4 protein-coding genes are annotated in these 2393 nt (G+C 31.5%); all 4 read right to left on the bottom strand.

The features are described from left to right. Positions 1–64: 64 nt before the first annotated feature. From KJ971_04605 to KJ971_04590, 4 genes are read right to left on the bottom strand one after another with little or no spacing between them, the layout of a single operon-like run. Positions 65–430 carry a hypothetical protein gene (locus tag KJ971_04605; protein ID MBU1145120.1) on the bottom strand — a complete coding sequence of 122 codons (366 nt, stop codon included), beginning with the start codon at positions 428–430 and terminating at the stop codon, positions 65–67. Between the two features lie 59 nt (positions 431–489). Further along, positions 490–936, bottom strand: a complete 447-nt coding sequence (locus KJ971_04600) for a hypothetical protein (protein MBU1145119.1) — start codon at positions 934–936, stop codon at positions 490–492. A 1-nt stretch (position 937) separates the two neighbouring features. Then, complete coding sequence (locus KJ971_04595; GenBank protein MBU1145118.1) at positions 938–1558, bottom strand: hypothetical protein; 621 nt, start codon at positions 1556–1558, stop codon at positions 938–940. Further along, positions 1551–2216, bottom strand: a complete 666-nt coding sequence (locus KJ971_04590; GenBank protein MBU1145117.1) for a helix-turn-helix domain-containing protein — start codon at positions 2214–2216, stop codon at positions 1551–1553. Before KJ971_04590 ends, KJ971_04595 begins: the two co-directional genes overlap by 8 nt. Between the last annotated feature and the right edge of the window lie 177 nt (positions 2217–2393).

The raw sequence follows: 2393 nt of genomic DNA, 5'->3' as shown, positions 1-2393 counted from the left end.
TTTCTTTCTCAACTTCTTTCAACAAATCCATAGTGTCTGCCATGATGCCCTCCAATTATTAAATTTAATACCTGCCTTGATTATTTATATTCTCTTGCTTTATCCGACCGATATACTTTATTGTCTGTATTCTTTCACTCAAGCCCTCGCATACTTTTTTATAATATTTATACCTGGTCTCCAATTTTAACATTTCTCTATACTTCTCAATGTTATATGACTTTGCGATCTCTTTTGCGTTCGTTACTTTATCCGTCTTGTCTTTGATCGATTCTACTTTTTCACCGAGCAGTTTTTCGTAGTCAACTTTTGCATCAACCCACGCATCCCGAAATTTCATGTACTGCACTATTGCCCTCTCATATCTATGCTGGGCTTGAAATAATTCCTTATCGATATTTCCAAGAAACTTAACTATGTTTTGAAACATTTGTTCGCTCCTTTATTCTTGATTTCTCCCTTCGGCTTATACCCGAACGCTTTGTCACCTTAAAACGGCACTCCCTCAAAATCATTTTTATTTGTCTTTACAAAAGCTGATTTCTTCTTCTCTACAACCGGAGATTCGTCAATCCGTTTATATCGTTCAGGCTCCCGCTGTTGTTTCTCTTTTGAAATATATCCAATCTTTGTTTCTCCTTCAAAATCTGTATATTGACATTTAACTGACGGATAAGAATATACCGTCCATTTTGGAATTCTTACTTCTATGCCATATCTTTTTATAATTCTGTCCTCAGTTGTATAATGTACACTTGTTTCATCTGATCTTGAATTATCATACTCACGGCACATTTCTAAAAACTTATCCGCTCCGATCTTTTCTTTAAGTTCAATCTTCTCTTGAACGGCTTTTAAAAATGCTTTTCCCTTTTCGGTTGTTGCCGACTGAATAGCTTTATTCATTCCACTTAAAAAATCACCTATTTTTTCCATATTATTTTCCTCTTTTACTTTCTCCTAATATTGAAATTTTTTTAAACATCTTCATCCTATCTGCAAAAGCCATATCATATATTTGTGCAATATCCTTTCCGGTCATATTAGTAATTAATACGGTCGATAAATAATTATGTATCCGATAATCAATAAGGTCAAATACTGCTCCTCTACTGTTTTCAAAATCACTTTTCCCGAAATTATCTAATACCAAAAAAACAACATTCTTAATCTCTTCCATATTTCTTTGGTATGGCAATTCCGTTGTTCTATAATATAATGAACTATATCTGATATATACTTTTTTCATTATCGCTGTTATCTGTCCTGTCTTTTGTGTCCCGGGATTACCAAAAATTAATAATGATATACCTTCTTCTACCCATTCGAGATTATCATAATATTTTTTTAATTCTTTGTTATGTACTTTGAAATCGTTATTTATAAAAAACTGATCCATACGGCATTTTGTATAATCTTTTTTTATTTTTTCTCCGTACTTTTTATAATCAATTTTGCAAAGACAATCAAAAATGGGATATAAATACATATCACCATCTATCTCATTACTACTACAATGTAATACAGGTCTTCCGCATTGCGGGCATTCTCTAATCATCATACCCCCATTTATCATCCGGCACTAATTTCTTTCCGGCTTTATCGTTATCTTTATCATTATTATGCCATTTCAAAATTGCCATATAATGAGACGCATACTTATAACCCTTCAACTCTATACCTTCATCAAGTATCTTTATCCATTCATCACGGCCAGAAGCTCCGAGCTTTTCTTCAAGTTGTTTGTATTCTTTATCAGTAAGTAATACATGAGAATATTCTCCGTATTTGTGTTTAGGATTTTTTTTGCTTTTATTAATTGTATTATTAAGTGTTTTATTAAGTGTATTATTATCTTTAACATTTTCTTGATACCCTCTTAAACTTTTCTTGATACCCCCTGTTAATTTATTTGATACCCTCTTAACATTTATTTGATACCTATCAAATATATTTAATACCCTTTTAATGACCTGTTTTCCATTTCTTTCATACTTTGCTGAAATAATACCCTTTTTTATTAATGAATTTATTATTTGACTTGCCCTTTGTGGAGTAACCTTAAAAAAAGAAGCAAAATAATTATTACTTGCAAAACATTCGTTATGTTTATCCAAACTATCTATTTCAACCAAAAATACTTTCTCCATAATTGTTAAATTTTCATCCAACCATATTTCTTTTGGTATCCATATTCCTTTGAAGTCTCTTGTCATTAGTGAACTCCCAATAAAAAAGGCCGGCACAGAAAAGGTATGTACTACGATGAAATAGTGAAGCCTTTTGAAGTGATAAACTTCTCTCTGTGCCGACCAGTATATTATATTTAATTTCTTTAATATAGTCATCGTAATACATACCTCAATCCTACATCTTTATATTTCAAAGTCAAG

It is taken from the genome of Bacillota bacterium, from assembly GCA_018818595.1.
Taxonomy (GTDB): domain Bacteria; phylum Bacillota_I; class Bacilli_A; order Izemoplasmatales; family Hujiaoplasmataceae; genus JAHIRM01.
Note: the sequence above shows the minus strand (reverse complement) of the source record. Positions and strands in the feature narration are given on the sequence as shown.

Excerpts from the sequence above, each read along its gene's own strand:
- KJ971_04600 (MBU1145119.1), bottom strand. The coding sequence starts at position 936 with ATGGAAAAAATAGGTGATTTTTTAAGTGGAATGAATAAAGCTATTCAG.
- KJ971_04590 (MBU1145117.1), bottom strand. The coding sequence starts at position 2,216 with ATGACAAGAGACTTCAAAGGAATATGGATACCAAAAGAAATATGGTTG.
- KJ971_04605 (MBU1145120.1), bottom strand. The coding sequence starts at position 430 with ATGTTTCAAAACATAGTTAAGTTTCTTGGAAATATCGATAAGGAATTA.
- KJ971_04595 (MBU1145118.1), bottom strand. The coding sequence starts at position 1,558 with ATGATTAGAGAATGCCCGCAATGCGGAAGACCTGTATTACATTGTAGT.